This is a genomic window from Oscillochloris sp. ZM17-4 (assembly GCF_019599295.1).
Lineage (GTDB): Bacteria > Chloroflexota > Chloroflexia > Chloroflexales > Chloroflexaceae > Oscillochloris.
The window spans coordinates 35920-60498 of record NZ_JAIEWN010000025.1; the positions used below are offsets into that span (position 1 = coordinate 35920).

Consider the following 24579-nt stretch of genomic DNA (forward strand, 5'->3'; position numbering starts at 1 on the left):
CGGCGCGACGTCAGTCGCCAGCCAGGGGGGCGCGCTGGACGTTGCCCATGCCCTGAATTAAGGGCGACCACGGTGGGTCGCCCCGACGGCATGGCGGACTCATTGCAAGACGCGGCTAGCGCACCACGAGGGGGAGATAGGCCCGATAGGTAGAGGTGACATTGTACGGGGCGGATGTGTTGCCGGCAGCATCGCGGAACAGCACCTGCATGCTGCCCGCGCTCGGCGCAGGCGCGGCTGTCAGGCCGGCGAGCCCGCTAAGGCTGATGTCCGACTGATAGGCGAGCCAGAGCGGCTCGTTCGCGCCAATCTGGATGCCGACATCGGCCACGCCGGTGCCGTCGTCAGAGGCGTTGAGGATCAGCCGGCTGGGGTCATTGGGATCTTGGCTCGCCGATCCGGACGGCGGCAGCGTATCGAGCATCACGCTCAAGGCGAAGGGCAGCGACGGGAGGCCGGCGGCGTCGCGGTAGCGCACATAGATGACCTGCGCGCCATCCTGGTGATCGAGGCGGAAGGGGAGCTCGGGGCTGTAGCTCTGCCACGCCGCCCCGCTGAAGGCCGGCTCGGCGCTGATCTGCACAGACTGTGTGCCCTGTGGCGCATCCAGACGCACCTGCACGTCGGCGCTCTGCGTGAACGGCGGGAGGCTCGGGTTATAGTCGGGCTGCGGGCCAACCTGGCTCACCGTGACATGGCCGCTCATCATGGGCGACGTGACGCCCACGCTGTTGCGGGCGCGCGCCTCGATCAGGTAGTCGCCATCGTACAGGGGGAGCACCGTGCCGAAGCCCTCATCGCCGCTGTCATAGGCTCCGTCTACAGCCTCGGCCGGCAGCCACGGCCCGCCATCGACACGATACTCGACCGTGCTCATCGCGTTGATGCTGACGTCTCGCTGGGTGGGTGAGGGGAAGCCAATATCGCGGCTCTGCCCGCTGAGCAGCGGACGCCCGCCGGGGGCGACCGGGAGCATCGGATCAAGCGTCAGCTCAGGCGCAGTATCGAGCGGGTCGATCAGGCCGTCGCCATCGCTATCGCGGTAGCCGAGCTGCGCCAGCGCCGAGGGGTCGATCTGGCCATCGCGGAATGAGCCCAGAACCTCGATCATAATGCTCGGCAGCCCGGTGCCGCAGCCATTGTACTGGCTGTTTGTGGTCGGCACACTGAGGTAGCCGCTGGACTGCGTGCAGGCGACGCCGGCTACGGCGTATTGGTCGAGGGCGCCAAAGATATGAGCGAGCTAATGTGCGACGACGGGGCCTATTCGGGTGGCGCCGTAGCTCGCAACATCAGAGGTCAGCACCATAAACGGCCCGTTGATGTAGGCGTAGGCGAAGCGCCCATCGGGGAAGGAGCCATCCCCATCGCCATCGCTGTTGGCCACAAAGATCGTCGTGGCCCAGTCAGCCCCAAGCTCATCGCGGAGGGCATAGTCGGCGGCGTAGGCCTGATCAAAGTAGCTGCCGCCTACGTAGCCCAGGTTCCTGAGCACGTCGCCGATCCAGCGCCCCTCATTCACGAGGCTATAGTCGATCGGCTCATAGGCGCTGGGCACAACGCGCATGCGGACGGTGAAGCTGAGGCGGGCGAGGGGCAGCCGCGCGACCCACCAGTCGAGGGCGGCCTGGATCTGGCTGTGGATCTGATCGATCTGGGCCTCGCTCCAGGCGTGCGCTGCGTCATTGGTCTGGGGGAGCAGCACCTGCACGGCGACAGTGCCGGCCATATACTGGCTCGGCCCGCGGCTGGCGATCCCGGAGAGCGTGGGAGCGGGCGGGGGCGGGGTGAGGGCATCCCCGCGCAGGTCGCTGACAGGGGGCTGCGGCTGAGCGCCGGCATAGTGCGGGGTGAGCGAGAGCAGCAGGCACGCGCCAAGTGCAGCTGCAAAGAGATGGGTTCGCATAGGTGTTCCCGAGTATGATGTGAAGTGAAGTGTTGGAACAGATCACAGGGCAATAACGCTATGGCCTGATTATAGGCCCGCCGTAGCGATCTCAACAGAGAGATGATAGTCCTGCCGCAGCGCTCGGGAAACAGCTGTAGGGTATACGCTCGCATAGGGTAGGAGTACTAGCGGAGGTGCGGGCGGGCCTGCAGCGGGGTGGTTCGTAGCCAGATAACACAAACCGACGACCGGCCACTGTGGCGCAGTGTGGCCGGTCGTCGGTCGTCAGTGGTCATTCGCGATGAGTCGCCGGCGCACCTAGCGGCTGGTAAAGCTACCGAAGCTATCGGCGCTCAGGCCCTGGGCCATAATCGGCGCGGGGATCTGATCCACGCGCGACTGCACCCAGAACCCGCCCTTGCCCAGCTCGCCCGTGGCGGCCAGGGTGTAGATCCAGCCGCTCTCGAAGCGCAGGCTCGGCGTGGTGAACACGACATCCGCGCTGCCGGCGGGGCTGATGTCGAAGGCGTAGCTGCCAGCAGGCACCTCGACGGTGCCGCGCTGCTTGAAGGCGACCCCGCTGAAGACGGCGCTGCTCGTGCCGGCCAGCTTGATGTCCACCGCCGGCGCGTCGGGCGAGAGGTGCATGACGTTCACTCGGGCGTTGCCGCCGGCCACGCCGCTCAGGTCGTCCTTGTAGAGCACGGCCTCGATATTGCTCAGGGTGTTGGTCGCCACGAGCGTGCCGGTGTAGCCGCCGCTCACCTCCAGATCGCCCACCAGCACCGAGTAGTCGGTGCCCTTGCCGGCCGGCGAGATCGCGACCTGGTAGGTTCCGTCGGCCAGGGGCAGGTAGCCGCTGGCGGTGAAGAAGGGGACGCTGGTGGCCACGGCCTGGCCGTTGACGAAGACATCGACGGCGGGGGCATCCGGCGATGCGTGGATCACCCGGATCATGTTCATAGTCTGGGCGCGGGCGGCGGGGGCGGTCGGCGCGAGCAGGGCCATAGCGACGAGGGCGAGCAGCGCAAGTGCGAGACGGCGCATAGAGAGACTCCTTTGTTCTTCTGCGGCTCCAGATCGATACATAGGGCGTGTTCGGTGCATTCACCGCTGTTATACCCTACGAGCGCACAGCTCTTGTGGATGTATTGCCCAGCAGGATGTGTGCCACACGCGCTCATTGCGAGAGGCTGTGATAGAATCGCCGATAGTCGCTAGTATAGAGCAATGAGGAGCACCAATATGGGCGGACGTGTCGCGATCGTCACCGGCGGAGCGAGCGGGATCGGGCGGGCGGTGGCCGAGAGCCTGGCCGGCGCCGGGCACCGGGTGGTGGTGGCCGACCTGCCGGGCGAGGCAGGGCCGGCGGTGGCCGAGGCGATCGGCGGGCTGTTTGTGGCGGCCGACCTGTCGCAGCGCGAGGGCTGCCGGGCGCTGGTGGACACCGCCCGCGCGCAGCTCGGCGGCGTGGATATCCTGGTGAACAACGCCGGTTTCCAGCACATCAACCCGATCGCCGATTTCCCCGAGGATGTCTGGGAGAAGATGATCGCGGTGATGCTGACGGCGCCCTTCCTGCTGACCAAGTATGTCTGGCCCGACATGCAGGGGCGGGGCTGGGGCCGGATCGTCAACATCGGCTCGATCCACAGCCTGCGGGCGTCGCCCTTTAAGGCAGGCTACATCGCGGCCAAGCACGGCCTGCTCGGCCTGACCCGCACGGCGGCGCTTGAGGGCGGTTCGTGCGGGATCACGGTGAACCTGATCGCCCCGGCCTATGTGCGCACACCCCTGGTCGAGAAGCAGATCGCCGACCAGGCCCGCACCCGCGGGATCTCCCCCGAGGACGTGGTCGAGAAGGTGATGCTGGAGCCGGCGGCGATCAAGCGCCTGATCGAGCCCGAGGAGGTCGCGGACATGGTGCGCTTCCTCTGCGCCGATGAGGCCGGCAGTATGAGCGGCTCCGTCTTTGAGATGGCGCTGGGTTGGACGGCGCGCTAGCCCTGGGTGTCGGATGTTGGCGGCTTCGCCGCTAACATCCGACGGGCCATCCTACGGGGCGGCGAGATCTCCCCCGCGCCCCACCGGCAGCTGATAGAGCCTATTGACATGATGGCATCGCACCCTCTATAGTTGTGTCATTCTTTGGGAGCGCTTTCAATGCATGAGAAGCAGCGACGAGAAAGCACCGGCGTGACCATCGAGGAGATCGCCCGCCTCGCCGATGTCTCGCGCTCGACCGTCTCGCGGGTGCTCAACAACCACCCCAGCGTGCGCCCGCATGTCCGCGAGCGCGTGCTTGAGGTGATCCGCACTCAGGACTATACGCCGAACGCGGCGGCACGATCGCTGGCCTCGGCCCGCTCACGGGCGATCAGCGTGGTGATCCCGCGCAGCGCCGCCCAGATCTTCACCGACCCCTTCTTCGCCCTGGCCCTCCAGGGTATCAGCGAGGGATGCATCAGCGGGGGCTACTTCCTTATGCTCTCGATGGTCACGCCCGATCACGAGGAGCGCTTCTACAACCAGGTGCTGCGTGGGCAGCACTTCGACGGCGTCCTGATGCTCTCGAGCGACATCGACGACCCGCTGCTGCCCCGGCTGATCCGCGACCGGATGCCGCTGGTGCTGATCGGCCAGCACCCCTACCTTGAGGGGATTGTGTCGGTGGATGTGGATAACCGGGAGGGCGCGCGCCTGGCGGTGGATCACCTGATCGGCCTGGGCTACCGGGACATCGCCACGATCAGCGGCTCCCTGCTGATGATGGCCGGGCAGGCCCGGCGCGATGGCTATAAGCAGGCGCTCCTCGCCGCCGGCATCCCGATCAGCCCGGAGCTCCTGGTAGAGGGCGGCTTTAGCCAGGAGGGCGGCTACATCGCGATGCGGTCGCTGATCGCGCTGCCCAATCGCCCGCGGGCGGTGTTTGTGGCCAGCGATACGATGGCGATCGGCGCGCTGCGCGCGATCGCGGAGGCTGGCCTGCGCGTGCCCGAGGACATCGCCGTGGTGGGCTTTGATGATCTGCCCACGGCGGCCTACGCGAGCCCGCCCCTCTCGACGGTGCGCCAGCCGATCATCGAGCTTGGGGCCGCCGCCGTGCGCGCCCTGATCGCGCAGATCGAGTCGCCTGAGCCGCAGCAGCGCCTCCAGATCCTGCCAACCCAGCTGGTGGTGCGCGCGTCGTGTGGCGCGCGTGGGTAGGGCACGGTATACTATTGAGAGCGATCCCATAACCAAGAAGCGAGGGCTCATCCAATGACAGCAACCACCTTCCCCGCCGGGTTTGTCTGGGGGGCGGCGACGGCGGCCTACCAGATCGAGGGGGCGATCCACGAGGGCGGGCGCGGCGAGAGCATCTGGGACCGCTTCAGCCACACGCCTGGCAAGACGCGGGACGGGGCCACCGGCGATGTGGCCTGCGACCACTACCACCGCTGGGAGGAGGACTTCGGGCTGCTCACCGCGATGGGCGTCGACGCCTACCGCTTTAGCATCGCCTGGCCGCGCGTCCTGCCCGATGGGCGCGGCCAGGTGAACCAGGCCGGCCTCGACTTCTACAGCCGTCAGGTGGACGCCCTGCTGGAGCGCGGCATCACCCCCTTCGCGACGCTCTACCACTGGGATCTGCCGGTGGCCCTGGAGGACGCCGGCGGCTGGCCGGCCCGCGCCACCGCCGAGGCCTTCGCCGAGTACGCCGGCGTGGTGGCCCAGGCCCTCGGCGACCGAGTGAAGCACTGGATCACGATCAACGAGCCCTGGTGCGTGAGCATGCTCAGCTACGAGGGCGGCGAGCACGCCCCCGGCCGACGGAGCTGGCCGGACGCCCTGGCCGCCAGCCACCACGCCCTGCTGGCCCACGGCCTGGCCGAGCCCGAGATCCGCCGCTACAGCCCCGGCGCCCAGGTTGGCATCACCCTGAACTTCACCGCGTCCGTGCCCGCCTCCGATAGCCCGGCCGACCGCGACGCCGCCCGCGCCTTCGACGGCTACTTCAACCGCTGGTTCCTCGACCCGGTCTACGGGCGCGGCTACCCCTCGGACATGGTCGCGGCCTATCTGGGGGCCGGCTACCTGCCCGAGGGCCTGAGCTTCGTGCAGCCCGGCGACATGGACATCATCGCCGCGCCGACCGACTTCCTGGGGGTGAACTACTACACCCGCGAGGTGATGGCGGCCGGCGCCGGCCCCGGCGAATGGCAGCCGGTGCGCCTCGATGTGCCGCGCACCGAGATGGGCTGGGAGATCTACCCCGAGGGGCTCTACACGCTGCTGCTGCGCCTCTACAGCGCCTACGATGTGCCGAGGCTCTACATCACCGAGAATGGCGTGAGCTACCTGGACGGCCCAGGCGCGGACGGGCGGATCCACGATGTGCGGCGCATCGACTACCTGCGCCAGCACCTCGCCGCCTGCCAGCGCGCCATCGCCGCCGGGGTGCCCCTGGCCGGCTACTTCCAGTGGTCGCTGATGGATAACTTCGAGTGGGGCCACGGCTACGCCCAGCGCTTCGGCGCAGTCTATGTGGACTACGAGACCCAGCGGCGGACGCCGAAGGACAGCTTCTTCTGGTACCGCGATGTGATCGCCCGCAACGGGCTCGACGGGTAACGTGAGGGTATGCCCATAGAAAACTGATGCTGCTGCGGCGCGGCGTAGCCGCGCCGCAGCAGCATCAGTGCAGCATGCGCCTGCTAGGAACAAACAACGCAGGGTGGGGAGAAAGGGTAGTATGTGCAGACAGAACCAGAGGAGCGCGAGGGCCAGCCAGCGCAGGCGGCCAGATGGGGCGGCCCCATGCTCAATATGATCGCGGTGGCCGTGGGCGCGGCCGTGGGCGCCAACCTGCGCTATCTGCTATCGGGCTGGGTGTCGCAGCGCCTCGGCGGCGCATTCCCCTACGGCACGCTGGTCGTCAACATCGTCGGATGTCTGGTGATCGGCGCCCTGCTGACCCTGGCCGCAACCAGGGTCAGCCTCAGCGAGCCGCTCCGCCTGCTGCTCGTCACCGGGCTGCTCGGCGGATTCACCACCTTCTCCAGCTTCGGCTACGAGGCCTACGCCCTGATCGGCGGCGGGGACTGGCAGAGCGCGGCGGTCTATATGGCCGGCAGCCTCGGCCTCGGCCTCGCCGCCGTCTTCCTCGGGGCCGGCGCGGTGCGCCTGCTGCTCGGCGGGTAGCCGCGCGACTGGGGCGGGGCGATCACAGCTCGGGCAGGGGCGGCAGGCCCAGCCGGGGCCGCGGGCCGAACTCCGGCAGCTGCGGCGGGCTCTCGGCCATCAGCCGCAGCGCCTCGGCGATCGCCCGCTCCAGCTGCGGGTCGCGCCCGGCGACATAGTCCTGAGGCGCGATCTCGACCTCGATCGTCGGGTCGGTGCCGTAGTTCTCCACGCCCCAGCCCACGTCCGGGAACCAGAACGAGTACTCGGGCTGCGTGGTGATGGCCCCGTCGGCCAGGCGGTCGATCGGGTTGATGCCGATCACCCCGCCCCAGGTGCGCTTGCCGACCAGCGGCCCCAGGCCCAGCAGCTTAAACACGTGGCTGAAGATATCGCCGTCCGAGCCGGCGCCCTCGTTGGTGATCGCCACCACCGGCCCGATCAGCGAGTCGGCGGGGTAGGGGTCGGGCTGGCCCCAGCGCGACACATCGTAGCCCAGGCGGCGTCGGGCCAGCTTCTCGATCAGCAGCTGCGAGACGCTGCCGCCCCCGTTGTAGCGCACGTCCACCACCAGGCCCTCGCGGGTGCTCTCCATCAGGTAGCCGCGGTGGAACTCGGCGTAGCCCCACGGCCCCATGTTCGGGATGTGCAGGTAGCCCACCCGGCCCCCGGTGGCCGCGTGGACGGCGGCCCGGTTCGCCTCGACCCAGGTGCGGTAGCGCAGCAGCCCCTCCGAGCCCATCGCCTTCACGGTCATCGTGCGCGGCTCGCCGCCGTCGGCCGGGGCGATAGTGAGCAGCAGGTCGGCGCCGGCCTGGTTCACCAGCAGCTCGCCCGGCCCGCGCCCGCGCCCCAGGCGGCGCCCGTTGATCGCCAGCAGCCGGTCGCCGGCGGACACGCCCAGGCCCGGGCGGGAGAGCGGCGACGAGGCCCGCTCGTCCCAGACATCGCCGGGCAGCACGCGCGTGATTGTGTAGCTGTCGCTGGCACCATCATAGCCCATGTCCAGGCCGAGGAAGCCCTGGCGGTAGGAGGGCGAGGGCCGGTAGTCGCCGCCCATCTCGTAGGCGTGCGAGGTGCCCAGCTCGCCCTGCATCTCCCAGAGCAGGTCGGAGACCTCGCCGCGGGTGGCCACCCGGTCGATCAGCGGCAGGTAGCGCAGGTAGATCGCCTGCCAGTCCACGCCGGACATATCCTCGCTCCAGAACTGGTCGCGCTGGAGGCGCCAGGCCTCGCGGTAGATCTGACGCCACTCCTGGGGCGGCGACAGCTCCACCTTGACGCGGCCGAGGTCGACCCAGCCGCTCTTGCGGCCGGGGCCGCCGTTATCCTTCGGCTTCTCGCCGGCCTTGATCACGCGCAGGCGCCGCCCGCTGCGGTAGGCCATCGCCCGCGCGTCCTGCGAGAGCGTGAAGCTGGAGATGCCGTCGATCAACGTCTCGCAGCTGCGCTCGGCGAAGTCGTAGACCTCCAGGCGGCCGGAGTCATCGCCGTTGCCGCTGAGCGCGCCGCGCATCGCGTAGCTGGTAAAGATGGCCTTGCCCTTGACCCCGGCCACCTGGCCGTAGATGCCGACCGGCACCGGGAAGGCTACCACCCGCTCGACGATGCCCTCCAGGTCGATCTGGATTCCCTTCTCCTCCGGCTTCTCGATCTTCTCACCCTCTGGCTGCTCGCCCTCCGGCTTCTCGCCCTCTGTGTTCGCGCTATCCGCGCCCTTCGCGTTCGCGTCTTTCGGATCTTTCGCGTCCTTCGTGCTCCCGTTCCCCTTCGTCACCCCGCCCGTCTCAAACGGCGAGGCCAGCTCGGCGCGCAGGGTGATCAGGTAGGGGCGGGCCATGCGCGGGAAGGCCCAGGCGAACTGGGCCTGGTCGCGCACCGGGTCGAAGTCGCGCTTGCCGATGAAGTAGAGGAACTTGCCCTCGGGGTCCCAGGCGGGGGCCGTGTCGTAGAGCAGGGTGCGGGTGAGGGTGTGGACCGCGCCGCTGGCCACCTCGCAGAGCCGGATCACGCGGGTGCGGCGGGTGTCCGGGTAGCTGTAGGCCAGCCAGCGGCCATCGGGCGACCACGCGGCCCCATTGATCCGCCCGTGGGGGCTGTGGTCAAGCACGCGCGCCGTGGCCGCCTCCAGGTCGACCAGCAGCAGCTCGTGGCGCTGGTTCGTGATCGCGGCCAGGTCGGCCTTGGGCGAGGGGCGCAGGCGCAGGGGGCGGCCGATATCCAGGCCATCGAGGCGGCGCGGCGGCGCGGAGCCGTCCACCTGATGGATCTCCAGCGCCTCCTCGCCGCCGGCGTCGCCCAGCAGCAGCAGGCGCTTGCCGTCGTGGAGGTAGCGCAGCAGGCGGGCGCGGCCCGACTCATCGCCGTACTGCACCGTGGCGCCGTCCCAGTTGCCCATGGCGAATGCCTGGCCGCGCACGGTGGCGTACACGAATCGGCGCTTGCGCTGGGGCTGCGGGCTGTGCAGCTCAACCGAGATCACCCGCCGCTCGCCGCTGGCCGGGTCGAGCAGCCAGAGGTCGGCCCCGGCGTGGTAGACGATCCGCCGGCCGTCGCTGGAGGGGTGGCGCACATAGAAGTCGGCGTGGTCGGTGTGGCGGCGCAGATCATCGCCCGTGTCGAGGCACGAGTAGATATTGCCCACGCCCTCGTGGTCGCTCACGAAGAAGATCCGCTCGCCGATCCAGATCGGCGCGGCCAGGTTGCCGCTGAGCTTGATCAGGCGACGCCAGTCATCGCCGCCCTCCGGGCTCACCCAGAGGTCGCCGGTGCGGCCGCCGCGATAGCGCTTCCAGCGGGCCAGGTCGGTGACATTGCGGGCGATCACCGCGCCGCCCCGCGGGCCGTAGCTGATGCTGAGGGCCGGGCCGGTGGGCAGCACGCGCGGGTCGCCGCCGAGGTAGGGCACGGCGAAGAGCCGGGGCATGCCGGCGAAGGGCTGCCCGGCCTCGCTCGAGAAGATGATCTCCGCGCCGTCGGGCGACCAGCCGGCCACCTGGGTGCGCGCCGCGCCGAGGAAGGTCAGCCGGCGCGACGGCCCGCCGACGGCGGGCATCACATAGACCTCGGGGCCGCCCTCGTCGCGCCCGGTGAAGGCCAGCCACAGGCCGTCGGGCGAGAGGGCCGGGCGCAGCGCCTCGCCGGGGTTGGCGGTCAGCCGGCGGGCCACGCCGCCGCCCGCGCCCACCGACCAGAGGTCGTCCTCACACACAAACACCACCGTGTCGCTATGAATAGTCGGGAAGCGGTAGTAGCCCTGGGTCATCGTTCTGCTTTCTATGCCCAAGCGGCACGCATAGGGGGAATCTTTTCGGAGAGGGCGCGCATACGCCCTGGGTCAAGCGGTGCGTGCTGGGAGCGCCCCTGCGCTGGCGACTGAAGTCGCAGCGCGGGGGCCTGCGGCCGACCGCCCGCCGACGCGGGCGGTTCCGGCGTCGGCGGCGGCCGACGCCCGGCGCGCAGCGCCGCGCCGGCGCGACTTCAGTCGCCAGCCGGGGGGCTTGACCCAAAGCTTTTTCGCGCGAACAATCTTTTCGGAGAGGGCGCGCCCTCTCCGATCCTCTCCCATTGTAGCATCACGCCGTGGCAGACGCCGGAGAAGTGTTGTCGAGCGTTCACTGACCCTTAATGAAGATTTAACGTATGAGGCATACAATGGCCAAGGCATGCGTTTCACCTTCATAGCGGCCCGCTGTCGACGCAGACAGAATGCCCCCGTCGCCGGGTGATTGAGACGGCGGGCTGCCTGCGCGAATTCGGGGTTTATGTGAGACACTCGTCGGCCCTCATGATTCTCCTGGCGTGTCTGGTGTTTGCCTCCTGCGCCGCTCAGCCGCCAACCAGCCAGTCCACGGCCGCCCAGCCGCCCCCCCCCGGCCAGCCTACCACCGCAGCCCCCCAGCCTACGACACCTGTACGTACGACCGCAACCCTCGCCCCGCCCGCCGGCACACCTGAGCAGCTAAGCGGCACGATCATCATCGACGGCTCCAGCACCGTCTTCCCGATCACCGAGGCCGCCAGCATCGCCTTCCGCAGCTTCGCACCCCAGGTCGAGATTCGCCTGGGCGTAAGCGGATCAAGCGGTGGATTTAAGAAGTTCTGCGCCGGCGAGACGCTGATCTCCGACGCCTCACGCCCGATCAGCGCCGACGAGGCCCAGGCATGCGCCCAGGCCGGCATCGGCTATATCGAGCTGCCAATCGCCTTTGACGGCATCTCGGTGATGGTTCACCCAGATAATACCTGGGCTAGCTGCGTCACGGTGGCCGAGCTGAAAGCGCTCTGGGCACCAGAGGCTGAGGGCGTGGTGACGCGCTGGAGCCAGCTACACCAGGGCTGGCCCAACACGCCGATCAGCCTCTACGGGGCCGGCGGCGACTCGGGCACCTTCGACTACTTCACCCACGCCATTGTCGGCACCGAGCGATCGAGCCGCAAGGACTATGTTGCCAGCGAGGACGACTATCTGCTCGCCCAGGATCTCGCCGCAGATCCTGCTGGCCTCGGATTCTTTGGCTATGCGTATTATGTCGAGTATGAAGGACGGCTGCGCGCCCTGGAGATCGACAATGGCGAGGGCTGCGTGGCCCCCAGCGCGACCAGCATCGCCGACGGCAGCTACCAGCCGCTCTCGCGACCGATCTTCCTCTACGTGCGGGCCGACGCGCTGGATCGCCCCGAGGTACACGCCTTCATCGATTTCTACCTGACCAACGGGCCGGCCCTGGTGCGCCAGGCCCGCTACATCCCACTGCCCGACAGCGCCTACCCCCTGGTCGCCCGGCGGGTCGAGAACCGAATCACCGGCTCAGTCTTCAGCGGCGGGTCGCAGGTCGGCGTCTCGATCGAGGAGATCCTCCAGCTTGAGGGGAGACAGTAGGCGATGCGCAGCTCGATCCGCGCAAAGCTGCTGGCGGCCTTCGCCCTCGACCTGCTGCTCATGGTCAGCCTGGGCTGGTTCGCCGCGCAGCAGATGGCCATGATGAACACACGGGCCACCTTCGTCGAGCAGCAGACCATCCCCTCGCTCGACACGATCGCCAAGATCACCACCGTGATCAACCGCTATCGGGTCGCCCAGCTTGAGTATCTGATCTACAGCAACCCCTACGACAAAGATCGCAGCAAGCAGAAGATGGGCACGCTAGAGACGGAGATGGCCAGCCACTTCGCTGGCTACCAGCCGCTGATCACCTCTGATAGCGAGGGCACGCGGTTCGACCAAGTGGTTAGAGCCTGGCAGCAGGTCGTAACCACCAACTACATAAGCTTTATCCCCGCCGCCGGGCTGGCCAACACCGGCAGCGTGCAGCCCTTCTACTCGCGCATGAACCCGCTCTACGACAAGCTCGACATGGCGATGAGCGATCTGGCGGCCGAGGGGCAGACCCAGGCCACCGACGCGCTCGAGGACGTGCGGACAACCTACGAGCGGGCCCGCACCGTGATTATGGGCGACACCGCCCTGACGAGCCTGATCTCGGCGGTGATTGGGCTGATGCTCTCCGGGCGGATCGCCCTGCGTATCGGCCGGCTCACCAGCGCGACGGCTCAGGTGGCGGCGGGCGACCTTGAGCGGAAAGTCCAGGTGCTGAGCCGTGATGAGCTCGGCGCGCTGGCCCAGAGCTTCAACCGGATGGTCGACAGCCTGCGCGAGCAGCGCGGTGCCCTTGAGCAGCGCAACACCGAGCTCCAGGCCAGCCTGCGGCTCCAGGAGCAGCTCACCGACGACCTGCGGCGCGGCAAGCAGGCCGAGGAAGAGGCCCAGCGCGCCCAGGCCACCGCCGAGGCCGCCAGCCAGGCCAAGAGCATGTTCCTGGCCACTATGAGCCACGAGCTGCGCACGCCGCTGAACGCCATCCTCGGCTACGCCCAGCTGCTGCGGATGGGGGCCATAAGCAACGGCATCAACCAGGAGATGATCACCCAGCTCGACCGCATCGTCGGTGCCGGCCGCCACCTAACCACCGTGATCAGCAACGTGCTCGACTTCTCGAAGATCGAGCAGGGCAAGATCGACCTAGATATTACGACGGTCAACGTCTGCGCCCTCGCCCGCGAGTCAGCCGACATTGTCGATCCGCTGATGCGCCGTCAGGGCAACACCCTGCGCGTCGAGTGCCCGCCCGACATCGGCGTCATCGAGACCGACGGGCCGAAGCTGCGCCAGGTGCTCTTCAACCTGCTCGCCAACGCCGCCAAGTTCACCGATAGTGGCGAGGTGACGCTGCGCGTCAGACAGGAGGCAATCCTGATGCCTCCGGCCTCCGGCCTCCTGTTCGAGGTGATCGACACCGGCATCGGCATCGCCGCCGAGCAGCAGGTCAAGCTCTTCCAGCCCTTCAGCCAGATCGACTCCTCGGTGACTCGGCGCTTCGAGGGCACCGGCCTGGGCCTGGCCCTGAGCCGCCAGCTCTGCCTGGCCCTCGGCGGCGACATCAGCGTCGAGAGCGCACCGGGCCAGGGGTCAACCTTCCGCGTCTCACTTCCAAGCAGCAGCACACTCGCCCCGATCAGCGCCGAGGCCATCGACTAGCCAGGAGCTTCCATCATGATAAAGACCATTCTCGTCGTTGACGATAACCACGACAACCGCACCATCATCGCCCAGATGCTCACGATCAGCGGCTACCGGACGGTCTGCGCCACCGATGGGCTACACGCCCTGGAGCTGGCCGCCAATGAGATGCCAGACCTGATCCTGATGGATCTCGCCATGCCCAAGCTTGATGGCTGGGGCGCCACCGAGCAACTGAAGGCCGACCCCGGCCTGTCCCACGTGCCGGTGATCGCCGTGACCGGCCACGTCACCCACAACGAGATCTCGCGGGCGATCCATGTTGGCTGTGCGGACTACCTGGCCAAGCCGATAGACTACGAGACAATGATCCTCAAGGTGCGCACCTACCTGACGGCGTAGGGGCGCCTAATGATGCAGGTGGGCGATCCGCATCTACACACAGGATGCGCCATTCCACGCCATCTTCCCCTCGTCCTGATGGACAAACACACGCCCTCGACCGAATGATCGGTCGAGGGCGTGTCGGGTGGGGCTTCGGCAGGTATGTCAAGCCCTTTTTCGGCTATTTGGCAACCAGCACTTCGTCCACGCTCACACTGAAGCCATCCAGAAACGTTGAAGTAGCCCAGTCATCGCGTCTGTGCCCTAGCGCTCAGCAAACCTCAAGCCGTATCGTCACCGTGTCGCCCTGCTCAAGGTGCTCTGCCCTACGCACGCTCGCTTTGACGGGCACAAGGTAGGAGCCATCTTTGGGAAACAGCGATGTCTTCCATGTGGTTTTGCCGATCCGAACCTGCACCGGAATCATCCCCCAGCCATACGTCACAGATCCTGCGATAGTGCGCAGATCGTGACACTGCTGCGCCGGGACGGTCACGAAGTACCATGGGGCGGGGCCTTTCCATACCCACAGCTCGCCGTCGAACGTGATATCCATTGGTGATATGCCCTCGCATCAGCTCAGATCGCCGCCAGCTCAGCCCAGAGCACATCGGGGACAGACAGGCTGGCCAGCTCGACCATCTGGGCCACGCGCTCAGCGCGGGTGATGCCGACGATCGTCGAGGCGATGCGCGGGTCGCGCAGGGAGAGCTGCAGCGCGGCGGCGGCCAGGGGCACGCCGTGGCCCGCGCAGGCGGCGTCCATGCGCCGCACGCGATCCACAAGCTCCGGCGGGGCCTCGCGGTACATATACTTGCCCCAGGCGTCCGGCCCCTTGGCCAGCATGCCGCCGCCGTAGGGCGCCGCGTTCAGCAGGGCCACCCCGCGCGCCGCCGCCAGATCCAGCAGCGGCTCGGCCGAGCGGTCGACCAGGGTGTAGCGGTTGTGGGTCAGCGCCACGTCGAAGGCGCCCGTGCCCACGTAGCGCATCATCATGTCGATCGGCCCGGCGGCGATGCCGATCGCCCCGATCAGACCCTCGCTCTTGAGCTGGCGCAGCACATCGACCGCGCCGCCGGGGGCCATAATCTCCTCGAAGCGCTGGCCGGCGTACTCTGGGTCGTGCAGGTGGACAAGCTGGAGCCGCTCGACGCCCAGCAGGCGCAGGCTGCGCTCCACTGAGCGGCGGGTCTGGTCGCCGCTAAAGTCGCCGCTGTCCAGGTCGCGGTCGGCCTTGGTGGCGAGCACAAAGCCGGGCGGCAGGCCGCCGACCTCGGCCATGGCCAGGCCGATCCGCCGCTCGCTCTCGCCGTCGCCGTAGGCCGCCGCCGTGTCGAGAAAGCTGATCGGGCCGGCGAAGACCGCCCGCAGCGCGTCGAGCGCCTGGGCCTCGGAGACGGGGTAGAAGGTGTCGGGCATGCTGGCCAGCGGCGCGCAGCCGATGCACAGCGGGGTGACGGACAGGCCGGTGCGGCCGAGGGGGCGCGCCGCCAGCGGCGCGGGGGGAGGCATCATCGCTTGCTCCTCTATCGAAGGTGGTACAGGCTGGAGGTTCGTCGGCCCGCCTATGGTACCACAAAGCGTATGTCACAATCTGCGCGTCTTCCCCGGCAGCGCCCTGCTCGGCCAGGGCGGCACTGTCCTGCGCTGGCGCGCGCCCTAGAACAAAGAGGGGTTTTCGCAAGGGCGAAGCCCCCTGCGAAAACCCCTCTTCGTCGCCGCGGCGAGGCCTACGCCCCGGCCACCTTCCGGCGCGTCGGCCGCTTGCGCTCAGACCGGCGGGTCAGCCCGATCGCCTTGACGGCGTAGGAGTCGTCGCCGTACTGGGCGATCACCTGGGCCTTGATGCCGAGGATGACGCTGTGGAAGGCGTCGCCGGTCTCGTTCCGCACGCTGCGGGTCTGGAGACGGGCCTCCTCGGCCCGGTAGTCGGCAAGCTCGGCCTGGGTCAGGGCCTGCTCAAGCAGCAGGGCCGCCTCTACGCTGTAGGCTGAGTTGGTGGGCTGATAGTCGCTCAGGCCTTGGAGTGCTTTGAGGGTTGCGCGGTCTGCGGCGAGGGTGTGTGGGTCAACCGGGGTGAGGCGTGTGGCCATGCGACGTTCCTTTCTGCATTGTTTGGCTAGCGCGATCGCGCCCGTTGGCGCAGGTGTGATTATAGCTGTTAGGCGAATCAATTCATTACCGCGTGTAGTTCGGATGATGGGTCAGAGAAAGGGTTGTTAGCGCGAATAAGTCCTGGGTCAAGCCCCACCGGCTGGCGACTGAAGTCGCGCCGGCGCGGCGCGGCGCGCTGGGCGTCGGCCTGCGCCGACGCCGGAACCGCCCGCGGAGGCGGGCGGTTGGCCAGAGGCCTCCGCGCTGCGACTTTAGTCGCGAGCTGAGGCACACCTCTGCGCATAGGTTAACCCAGGACTTATTCGCGCTAAGGCATGTTTCAAACGCACGTGACAGTTTGTCTGTGATCCGTACTGTATGATCCGTGACCTGCACGCGGCGCATCACGGATCACGCAGTACGGATCAATGTCACGCTGAAACGCCCGATTCTGAACCATGCCTAACAAGAAATTCTGGGGGGGCCAGGGCTTACGTTGATGCGCATGGGACTGCGCCCCAGGGCGTTGCAGCAGCCCTCGCAGCGATCACCCGAATGGGTGATCCTCCGCCGCCCGAAGCTGTGAGGTCGGGCTCATCGCTTCCCCTGATGCGCCGGCGGCGGCGCGGGGCTATCCTTAGGTGCAGAGCCGCCGACACGACGGCCACACACGCATCGAAGGAGCAAGCGAATGGCAACGACCACCATCCCCCGCGGGCGCGCCGCCGGGCGCGGCCGCTGGATCGCCGGCGGGGTCGCCGTGATCGTCCTGGCCCTGATCGCCGCCCTGCTCGTCACCCGCCAGGCGCCCGCGCCGGCCGCCGGCGGCGGCACGACGACGACCGTCAGCCTGGGCACGCTCACCGCCAGCGTCGCCGGCAGCGGCACGATCGCCGCCGAGCAGACGATCGATCTGCCCTTCCGCGCCAGCGGCAGCGTGACGGAGGTGCTGGTGAGCGAGGGCGATCTGGTGGCGTCCGGCCAGCCCCTGGCCCGCATCGACAGCCGCGACTTGGCGTCCCAGGTGGCCAGCGCCGAGGCCAGCCTGGCCAGCGCCCGGGCCCGCCTGGAGCAGCAGCAGGCCGGCAACGCCACCCCCGAGCAGGTCGCCGCCTCGCAGGCCAGCCTGGACAGCGCCCAGGCCAGCCTGCAGAGGGCCCGCACCAACAACACCACCGCCGCCGACATCGCCGACGCCGAGGCCCAGCTGCGCTCGGCCCAGGCCAAGCTCGACGACCTGAGGGCCCAGCCCAAGGCCGACGCGCTCGCCTCGGCCCAGGCCAGCTACGACCAGGCCGTCGCCAACATGCAGTCCCAGCGCACCGGCCTGGCCGTCGCCAAGCAGAAGGCCGACTCTGCGGCGCAGCAGGCCGCCGACACCCTGCGCGACCGGCAGGACGAGTACAGCCGGATCTACTGGGACAACCGCGAGAAGGAGCGCCGCCCCGGCGACCTGCCCCAGGCCGACAAGGACAGCGAGGCCTCCGCCCTGCGCGCGGTGGGCAGCGCCGAGGAGAGCCTGTCCCAGGCCCAGCTGGCCTACGAGCAGGCCCGGCAGGACGAGGTCTCCGGCGTGGCCAAGGCCGAGTCGCAGCTGCGCGAGGCCGAGACGAAGCTGCGCGTCACCAGGGAGGGGGCCACCGAGGCCGAGCTCATCCAGGCCCAGGCCAGCGTCGACCAGGCGAAGGCCAGCCTCCAGAAGCTGCGCCAGGGCGGCACCGCCGCCGATGTGGCCGTGGCCCAGGCCAGCGTGGCCCAGGCCCAGGCCAACCTGGATCAGCTGACCGCGCCGGCCACCGCCAGCGACCTGACGATCGAGCGGGCCAGCGTGGCCCAGGCCGAGCAGTCCCTGGCCCAGGCCCGCCTCCAGCTCGAGAACGCCACCCTCACCGCGCCCTTCGCCGGCGTCGTCACCCAGGTCGACATCGTGCCCGGCAGCGCCGTCGGTAGCGGCACGCCCGCCCTGACCCTGGTCAACCGCGACCCGCTGCACGTCGATCTGAAGCTGAACGAGAACGACATCGCCATGGTGCAGCTTGGCCAGCCGGTCGCCCTAACGATCGACGCGATCTCGGGCTGGAGCGCCCAGGGCACGGTGAGCTACATCGCCCCGGCCGCCGAGACGACCAACGACGTGGTGACCTACCGGGTGCGCGTCTCCTTCCCCGACGCCGACGCCCAGGTGAAGGTGGGCATGACCGCCAACCTGGAGATCGTCACCGCGACCCGCGAGGGCGCCCTGCTGGTGCCGAACACCGCCCTCCAGCCCAAGGGCGCCGGCCGGGTGGTGCTGGTGCCCAATCCCGACGGCACCACCCGCGAGGTGGACGTGACGATCGGCCTGAGCGACGGCGTGAGCACCGAGATCCTGAGCGGGCTGAGCGCGGGCGAGACGGTGGTGGCAAACCCGGGCGCGCAGGCGACGAAGCCGAGCGGCGGCGGGATGTTTGGGAGGTAGCGATGCGACCAATGATCGCGATCCGCGATATGACCAAGGTCTACCACATGGGCGACATCGAGGTCGGCGCGCTCCAGGGCGTCTCCTTCGACATTATGCCCGGCGAGTTCGTGGCGATCATCGGGCCGAGCGGCAGCGGCAAGAGCACCCTGATGAACATGATCGGCTGCCTGGACGTGCCCACCGCCGGCAGCTATGTGCTGGACGGCGAGGAGGTGGCCAGCCTGGTCGGCGACGACCTCTCGCTGGTGCGGGCGCGCAAGCTCATCTGCTGCCTGCTGCCCCTTACCCTCCTGGGCTGCGCGACGCGGCCGGACGACGCCGGTGCCCCGCCGACATCCTCCGTCGGGGCTGCCGTGGCCGCCAGGGTGGGCACGGCGGTGACGCTCGGCGTCGGGCTCTGGGGCACCGTCGCGGTCGCAACCAGCGCGCCGCCGGCCGCCGCGCCGCCCTGCTGGCCGCCGATCATAAACCCCAGGGCGACGGCGAGCCCGCCGGCCACAAGGGCCAGGATGATCGCCACGATCCAGGGTGTGGCGCCGCCGCGCGAGCTCGCCGGGGCGGCCCGGCCGCCCGTGGGTGCCGTCGTCGCGTTCGCCACGGGTGTGTCTGCGCCCTGTCTGATCACCGGCTGCGCTATGCGGGCGGCCTGCGCCACCGGATTGACCCTGGTGGTTGCGCCGTTGACGCTGGGGGCTGGGGGGGCCGCTATGCTGGCGGCCGGCGCGAGGGCCGGCGGGCGACCGACGGACGTCGCCTCGCTCGCCGCATCGAGGGCCTGGACAAATGCGCCGGCGCTGGGGAAGCGGGCGGACACATCGCTCGCCACGGCGCGCAGCAGCACCGGGTCGAGGGCCACCGGCAGGCCGGGGGCGACGCTGCTCGGTGTGGGCGGCTGGCGGTAGAGGTGGCCCATCAGCACATCCTGCGTGCTGCCCTCGAAGGCGCGCCTGCCGGTGAGCGCGCGGTAGGCCAGCATCCCCAGGGCGTACACGTCGGTGCGGGCGTCCACCGGCCTGCCGGCGATCTGCTCGGGGGCCATGTAGTCGGGCGTGCCGATCAGGGCGCCGGTGGTCGTGAGGCCGGGGGTGTCGAGCCGCTTGGCGATGCCGAAATCGGTCAGCATCACCGTGCGTGGGCCTGCGGCCGCCTGGCTCAGGAAGATATTCCCCGGCTTAATGTCGCGGTGGATCACCCCCCGGCTATGGGCGTAGTCGAGCGCGTCGGCGACGGGCCGCAGGATCTGGCTGAGCTCGCCCGGGCTGATCGCGCCTTCCCGCTGGAGGTGATCCTGAAGAGTCTCGCCGCTGAGCAGTTTCATGGCGATGTAGGCCATGCCGTCGTGCTCGCCGACATCGTAGACCGGGACGATATGCGGGTGCTCCAGGGCGGCGGCGGTGATCGCCTCGCGGCTGAACCGCTCGGCGAGGGATGCGTCGTCGCTATACTGCGGGTAGAGCACCTTGAGGGCCACATCGCGCTGGAGCACTGTGTCGGTGGCGCGGTAGACCGCCGCCATGCCCCCGCGCCCCAGAAGCTCTATGATTGTGTAGCGCCCGAGGTGCTGGTTGATCAGGGTTCTCAGCATAGGAGCAGCCCGTGTGCAAGGCTCTATACGCGCCTGACAGGCATTTTATCATACGCAGTCTTTATTATGAACGTTGAGCATATCGCTGATCAGGCTACGCATGGCCTGCGCATGCCGATCCGCGCGCCCACGGCGCGGGTGTAACCAGGCAATGTCCCCGATGCGCTATCATAGGATGAGCGCCCGGAATGACACCGGGGGATGCTGGAGGGATCGACCTATGACCGATGTCAACGCGGGGCTGCTGCGGCCGGTGGTGGACTGGCAGCAGGAGGAGGGCTCGCCGGCTCCGATGGGGGCAACCTGGGTTCACGCGCGCCGGGGCTATAACTTCGCGCTCTACTCGCGCCACGCTACCAGCGTGACCCTGCTCTTCTACCGCGAGGGCGATGTCTTCAACCCCTGCTACGAGTACCGCCTCGACTATCTGAAGCATAAGACCGCCCGAGTCTGGCACTGCTGGGTGCCCGGCGACGCCATCCCCGACGCGCGCTACTACGCCTATCGGGTGGACGGGCCGAACGACCCGATGGCCGGGCACCGCTTCGACCGCTCGAAGATCCTGATCGACCCCTTTGCCACCGAGGTCTTCTTCCCCAAGGGCTACGCCAGGGCCGCCGCCTGCACGCCCGGCCTGCGCACCGACGGCAGGGCTCCACTGGGCGTGCTTCCGGCGCGCATCGCCGGCGGCCCGCTGACATCCTTCGACTGGGGCGACGACCTTCGCCCACGTCACACCTACCAGTCGATCGTCTACGAGCTGCACGTCAAGGGCTTCACCGCGCACCCGAGCTCGGGGGTCTCCGAGGCCCGCCGCGGCACCTTCTTCGGCCTGATCGATACGATCCCCTACCTGCAGGAGCTTGGCATCACCGTCGTGGAGCTGCTGCCCGTCCACCAGTTCGACCCCCAGGAGGGCAACTACTGGGGCTACATGACCCTCAATTTTTTCGCGCCGCACCACGACTACGCGGACGGCGCGCCGATCGACGAGTTCCGCCTGCTGGTGCGGGCCATGCACGAGGCCGGCATTGAGGTCTGGCTGGATGTGGTCTACAACCATACCAGCGAGGGCGACCAGACCGGGCCGACTTACTGCTACCGCGGGATCGACAATCGCAGCTACTACCTGCTCCAGCCCGACCGGCGCGAGTACATCAACGACACCGGCACCGGCAACACGCTGCGCTGCGCCAACCCTGGCCCGCGCGGCATTATCCTCAGCAGCCTCATCCACTGGGCCCAGCACATGCACGTGGACGGCTTCCGCTTCGACCTGGCCTCCATCCTCACCCGCAACAATGACGGCTCGGTGAACACGCTCGACCCGGCGGTGGTGGCTGAGATCAGCACCATGGCCCGCTACAACGACATCAAGCTGGTGGCCGAGGCATGGGACATCGGGTCCTACCAGCTGGGCCGAACCTTCCCCGGCCAGACCTGGCTCCAGTGGAACGGCAAGTTCCGCGACGATGTGCGCGGCTTTGTGAAGGGCGACGATGGCCTCGTCCCCGCCCTGATGCGCCGGCTCTACGGCAGCGACGACCTCTTCCCGGACTCGCTGCACGATGCCTGCCGGCCCTACCAGAGCGTGAACTTCATCACCGCCCATGATGGCTTCTGCCTCTACGACCTGACGGCCTACAACGAGAAGCACAACGAGGCCAACGGGCATCATAGTACGGATGGCTCAGACATCAACTACAGCTGGAACTGTGGCTGGGAGGGCGACGAGGGGGCGCCGCCGGAGACCCTGGCGCTGCGCCGGCGCCAGGTGAAGAACTTCTTCAGTCTCCTGATGCTCTCCAACGGCACGCCCATGTTCTGCGCGGGCGACGAGTTCCTCAACACGCAGCACGGTAACAATAACCCCTACAACCAGGACAACGTGATCACCTGGCTGAACTGGGATCTGCTTGAGCAGAACCGCGACATCTTCCGCTTCTTCCAGAAGATGATCGCCTTCCGTAAAGCTCACCCGACGATCATGCGCTCGCGCTACTGGCGCGACGACGTGCGCTGGTACGGGGTGGATGGCCCGCCCGACCAGGCCGGCCACTCGCACACCCTGGCCTATTTCCTGAGCGGCGCCAGTGTCGGCGACGACGACCTGTACGTGATGATCAACGCCTACTGGGAGGATCTGGAGTTCTGGATCGCCGAGCGCCCGCCGCGCGGCTGGTTGCGCGTGGCCGACACGCGGCTTCCCAGCCCCCACGACATCGTTGCGCCCGGCCATGAGATCGAGATCGTCGCGCCGCACTACACCGTCGGCGCGCGCTCCGTCGTGGTGCTGCGCAGCCCGCGGGGGTGATGATTGCAGATTGCGGATTGCGGATTGGACAGGATCTCCGGCTCATCTGCAATCTACAATCTACAATCTGCAATCTGCAATTCTCGGGGCGGGCGGGGTGACGTAGGGCGTCACTCGGGGCGGGCCGCCCCCCGCATGCACCATGCGGACGATCGCCGAGTCATCGAGCCAGTAGCGGGCGCGCAGGTCGCTGAGCAGCGCGTCGAGGGCGCGCAGCAGCGGGCCGTCGTAGCCGGCCGTGGGGCGCTTCTGGAGCAGCACGCTCACCGCGAAGGGGTCGATGCGCTGGGAGAAGCCCGCGTAGATCGCCTCGCCGAGGCCGCGACCGGCGCGTCCATCCTCTACCAGGCGGCTGATCTGGCCCCGCCGGTCGATATGATAGTTGGGGAGCAGGGGTGCGCCGGGGGCCGTGTAGGCGGCTAGGGCATCGGCGGGCGGGCGCGGGTCATCGCCGAGCACCACCAGCAGCACCTGCGATCGGCCCCGGCCCTTGCCCGCCAGGCTCGGGTCGCCCACATCATGTGATCGAATATCAGTCATCGCAGCCTCCGTACAGACAGATCACCGATACGGAGTATCGTAACATAAGGGGACAGGGGACAGGCAGAGTAAAGCGCCGATGAACCTTAGCCAAGCAGTGTAAAGATGCAGGGATGGGTGGCGTCGCCACCCATCCCTGCGTCTCGAGGAGCGCACAGGATGAACCTACCCCCGTGCCCTACCGCCTATTCCCTGTGACCTTATTTCAGCGCGGCACCGCCCACTCGAAGTGCATGCCATCGGATGCGCCCTTGCCGTCATAGTTCCAGTGGCCGCCCCAGTAGAAGCCGTGGGCGTTGGCCAGCGGCACCAGCTCGCGCACCGAGCCCTGCTGGCCCACCAGGGCCGCGATCTTCAGCAGGCCGTTCCAGGGCACGTTGATGTCGAAGGCCGTGCCGTAGGCGTGGTTGCTCAGCACGCGCGGGTTGTTGCGGATGGTGCGCGGCACAAATGATCCGGACCAGCCCAGCACCTTGCCCAGCAGCCCGGCCGCCTCCCATGCCGCCCACAGCCGCTTCATCTGATCCGCCGCCACCCGGTGGAACATGATGTCGCCGTTGCCGCCGCCCTTGACCTTGGCAAGCTGCGGGATGTTGATCTTGATGATGTTGTTGGCGAAGTCGTTGGTGATGCGGATATTGTCGCCGTTGGTGCGCACATACGCGATATGGCCGAGGGCCTTCTCGCGCGAGCCGCCCTTGTCCTTGAGGAAGTCGAAGTCGGGCCGCGGCGGCCAGTTGATGTCGTTCGGGCGCGGGGCGCCGGCGCTAGTCGGCGGCACCACCGGCGGCAGCGGGTTCGGCGGCGTGGGCGGGATGGGCTTCGGCTGGGCCGGTGCCCAGCTCTGGGCCTCGGCGACCATCGGCAGCTCGCTCATGCGCTTGATCTGGCCGTCGGGCCCGGCGTAGAGCGTGTCCAGCGTCCAGACCTGCACCGCGTAGTTCGCCCCGCCGTGGGCCAGCGTGTAGGTGGCGCTGAGCGGCACGCCGATCCGCGCCTCGACCGCCTTCTTGTGCCAGGGCGAGTTGGCGTCGAAGGGCACGCCCATAAACCGATAGGTCTCGCCCCAGAGCGCATTCAGCGCCGGGTGGGCCGGGTCGGTCAGGTTCAGCTGCTCGCAGCCGGCCTGGTCGCTCATGGGCGTATAGAGCGTGTCGGCGGCGAAGACCTGGACGGCGTACTGCTGGTCGGCGGTGAAGATGTAGTTGTCGCTCAGGGGCGGGCCGAGGTGGCCGTTCTTGGCCACCAGGTGAAAGCGCCAGTCGGGCCGCAGCACCTTGGTGTGGGTCAGGGCGCCGGTCCGCTTCTCGGTGGTGGCGATCGAGATGCGGTAGCTGGCCTCCAGCAGGGCGCGCGCCGTGCCCGTGGCCGGGATCTCGGCGGCGGCGTCGTCGAACTGCGCGTTCATGCTCTGGATGGCGGCGTACTGGGTGCCCTCGTAGAAGATCAGGTCGGTGGCGAATGGCTGCACGCTGTAGGTGTGGCCCTCCACCGCGACCGTCGTCGTCGCATCGTTGGGGCCGACGGGCGCGCCGAGCTTGAACTTGGCGGCGTGGAGCGGCATGGCTTGGTTGATCTTCAGCGCGCCGCCGCGCGGCTTGTAGGTCTCGCCGTAGAGGAAGAGCCACAG

Annotated in this window: 19 protein-coding genes and 1 pseudogene; 10 read left to right on the forward strand and 10 right to left on the reverse strand. The window is 68.3% G+C overall.

The window, feature by feature from the left end; translation table 11 throughout:
* Positions 1-115: 115 nt before the first annotated feature.
* The 3 genes from K2Z83_RS17555 to K2Z83_RS17565 all read right to left on the reverse strand — a co-directional run bounded on the left by K2Z83_RS17555 (position 116) and on the right by K2Z83_RS17565 (position 2935).
* Entirely contained in the window at positions 116-1165 is a 1050-nt protein-coding gene (locus tag K2Z83_RS17555; protein WP_220596491.1) for a hypothetical protein, read from the reverse strand.
* A 78-nt stretch (positions 1166-1243) separates the two neighbouring features.
* Positions 1244-1906 (reverse strand): hypothetical protein, encoded by a 663-nt coding sequence (locus K2Z83_RS17560; protein ID WP_220596492.1) that lies wholly within the window; start codon positions 1904-1906, stop codon positions 1244-1246.
* Between the two features lie 300 nt (positions 1907-2206).
* Positions 2207-2935: a DUF4397 domain-containing protein gene (locus K2Z83_RS17565; protein WP_220596493.1), complete on the reverse strand. Its 729-nt coding sequence runs from the start codon at positions 2933-2935 to the stop codon at positions 2207-2209.
* Between the two features lie 198 nt (positions 2936-3133).
* Between K2Z83_RS17565 and K2Z83_RS17570 the strand changes: the two genes are divergently transcribed.
* The 4 genes from K2Z83_RS17570 (at position 3134) to crcB (ending at position 7072) form a co-directional block, all read left to right on the forward strand.
* Positions 3134-3892, forward strand: a complete 759-nt coding sequence (locus K2Z83_RS17570; protein WP_220596494.1) for a 3-hydroxybutyrate dehydrogenase — start codon at positions 3134-3136, stop codon at positions 3890-3892.
* 159 nt (positions 3893-4051) lie between these two features.
* Complete coding sequence (locus tag K2Z83_RS17575; protein WP_220596495.1) at positions 4052-5095, forward strand: LacI family DNA-binding transcriptional regulator; 1044 nt, start codon at positions 4052-4054, stop codon at positions 5093-5095.
* Between the two features lie 54 nt (positions 5096-5149).
* Positions 5150-6502: a GH1 family beta-glucosidase gene (locus K2Z83_RS17580; RefSeq protein WP_220596496.1), complete on the forward strand. Its 1353-nt coding sequence runs from the start codon at positions 5150-5152 to the stop codon at positions 6500-6502.
* Between the two features lie 186 nt (positions 6503-6688).
* The gene (gene crcB / locus K2Z83_RS17585) at positions 6689-7072 is read left to right on the forward strand and encodes a fluoride efflux transporter CrcB (protein ID WP_220596522.1); all 384 of its coding nucleotides are present in this window, start codon (positions 6689-6691) and stop codon (positions 7070-7072) included.
* 22 nt (positions 7073-7094) lie between these two features.
* Here crcB and K2Z83_RS17590 read toward each other — a convergent pair whose 3' ends face one another.
* Entirely contained in the window at positions 7095-10316 is a 3222-nt protein-coding gene (locus K2Z83_RS17590; protein WP_220596497.1) for a S41 family peptidase, read from the reverse strand.
* A gap of 543 nt (positions 10317-10859) precedes the next feature.
* Here K2Z83_RS17590 and K2Z83_RS17595 point away from each other — a divergent pair.
* Genes K2Z83_RS17595 through K2Z83_RS17605 form a run of 3 tightly spaced genes read left to right on the forward strand, consistent with a single transcriptional unit; the run spans position 10860 to position 13973 of the window.
* Positions 10860-11933 (forward strand): PstS family phosphate ABC transporter substrate-binding protein, encoded by a 1074-nt coding sequence (locus K2Z83_RS17595; RefSeq protein WP_370650197.1) that lies wholly within the window; start codon positions 10860-10862, stop codon positions 11931-11933.
* Between the two features lie 3 nt (positions 11934-11936).
* Entirely contained in the window at positions 11937-13589 is a 1653-nt protein-coding gene (locus K2Z83_RS17600; protein WP_220596499.1) for an ATP-binding protein, read from the forward strand.
* A 15-nt stretch (positions 13590-13604) separates the two neighbouring features.
* Positions 13605-13973 (forward strand): response regulator, encoded by a 369-nt coding sequence (locus K2Z83_RS17605; protein WP_255604167.1) that lies wholly within the window; start codon positions 13605-13607, stop codon positions 13971-13973.
* A gap of 253 nt (positions 13974-14226) precedes the next feature.
* Here K2Z83_RS17605 and K2Z83_RS17610 read toward each other — a convergent pair whose 3' ends face one another.
* From K2Z83_RS17610 to K2Z83_RS17620, 3 genes are all read right to left on the reverse strand, one after another.
* Positions 14227-14511 (reverse strand): DUF1905 domain-containing protein, encoded by a 285-nt coding sequence (locus tag K2Z83_RS17610; RefSeq protein ID WP_220596500.1) that lies wholly within the window; start codon positions 14509-14511, stop codon positions 14227-14229.
* 23 nt (positions 14512-14534) lie between these two features.
* Entirely contained in the window at positions 14535-15470 is a 936-nt protein-coding gene (locus K2Z83_RS17615) for an aldo/keto reductase (RefSeq protein WP_220596501.1), read from the reverse strand.
* Between the two features lie 215 nt (positions 15471-15685).
* Complete coding sequence (locus tag K2Z83_RS17620; RefSeq protein WP_220596502.1) at positions 15686-16048, reverse strand: hypothetical protein; 363 nt, start codon at positions 16046-16048, stop codon at positions 15686-15688.
* Between the two features lie 692 nt (positions 16049-16740).
* Here K2Z83_RS17620 and K2Z83_RS17625 point away from each other — a divergent pair.
* Positions 16741-18507 carry an efflux RND transporter periplasmic adaptor subunit gene (locus K2Z83_RS17625; RefSeq protein ID WP_220596503.1) on the forward strand — a complete coding sequence of 589 codons (1767 nt, stop codon included), beginning with the start codon at positions 16741-16743 and terminating at the stop codon, positions 18505-18507.
* 95 nt (positions 18508-18602) lie between these two features.
* A pseudogene (locus K2Z83_RS29160) lies at positions 18603-18686 on the forward strand (ATP-binding cassette domain-containing protein); the annotation flags it as partial.
* Between the two features lie 14 nt (positions 18687-18700).
* On the opposite strand, the gene K2Z83_RS29165 reads toward K2Z83_RS29160, so the two are convergent.
* On the reverse strand, positions 18701-20095 hold the full coding sequence (locus K2Z83_RS29165) for a serine/threonine-protein kinase (protein ID WP_255604168.1): 1395 nt from the start codon (positions 20093-20095) through the stop codon (positions 18701-18703).
* Positions 20096-20315: 220 nt separating this feature from the next.
* On the opposite strand from K2Z83_RS29165, the gene K2Z83_RS17635 reads away from it, so the two are divergent.
* Positions 20316-22409, forward strand: coding sequence for a glycogen-debranching protein (locus tag K2Z83_RS17635; protein WP_220596504.1), 2094 nt, complete (start codon positions 20316-20318; stop codon positions 22407-22409).
* A gap of 60 nt (positions 22410-22469) precedes the next feature.
* Here the strand turns inward: K2Z83_RS17635 and K2Z83_RS17640 are convergent, their stop codons facing one another.
* Positions 22470-22949, reverse strand: a complete 480-nt coding sequence (locus tag K2Z83_RS17640; RefSeq protein WP_220596505.1) for a hypothetical protein — start codon at positions 22947-22949, stop codon at positions 22470-22472.
* A gap of 205 nt (positions 22950-23154) precedes the next feature.
* On the reverse strand, positions 23155-24579 hold a 1425-nt coding region (locus tag K2Z83_RS17645), incomplete at its 5' end, for a M15 family metallopeptidase (protein ID WP_220596506.1).